The organism is Micromonospora fiedleri (assembly GCF_016774385.1).
Classification (GTDB): Bacteria; Actinomycetota; Actinomycetes; order Mycobacteriales; family Micromonosporaceae; genus Micromonospora; species Micromonospora gifhornensis.
In genome coordinates this window covers 1-530 of sequence record NZ_JAETXL010000033.1, presented here as the reverse complement: position 1 = coordinate 530, position 530 = coordinate 1, and the positions used below count along the sequence as shown (strand labels likewise).

Below are 530 nucleotides of genomic sequence, written 5' to 3'. Positions count from 1 at the left end.
ATGTGACCCCTAACCTTTCACAAACGATTGATTCGTAAGGAAAAACAGGCCGTTTTCAATGGGTTCAAAATAGCCATTTCCCTCTATTAGAATCAATAACTTAGCGTTGTATATTCCTACAGTGGTTGATCAATTTTGATCTTCTACTGCCTTTACCACCTCTTCAGCAGACTTGGGCTTGTTCCTATTTTCCTGAATGCAGGCCGAGCGCTGATCCCCCTAGCAACCCCATGCTTGAAAATGGGTGTAATCCCCAGCATTTGTTAAGTCTTCTAGTAACCAGGCACTACGATCTATCTACTCATACACCGTTACCCTATTGCGCCCGGCCTTCTTCGACGCAAACAGCGCACGGTCCGCCCAGGCGATCAGATCGGCGTAGTCGATCGAGGGATGGCTCAGATCTGCCACTCCTAAGCTGATGGTGAAACGGATGCTCTGGCCGTGGTGCAGCACTTCCAACCCTTCGACTGCCTTACGCAGACGCTCGGCGAAAACCCTTCCACCGGTCTCGTCGGTGTCCGAAAGCA

At 50.2% G+C, this 530-nt stretch carries 1 protein-coding gene; it reads right to left on the bottom strand.

Translation table 11 applies throughout. The features are described from left to right. Nucleotides 1–297 precede the first annotated feature (297 nt). Nucleotides 298–530, bottom strand: a 233-nt coding sequence (locus JMF97_RS30490; RefSeq protein ID WP_203224664.1) for a GGDEF domain-containing protein, incomplete at its 5' end; no start/stop codon positions are given.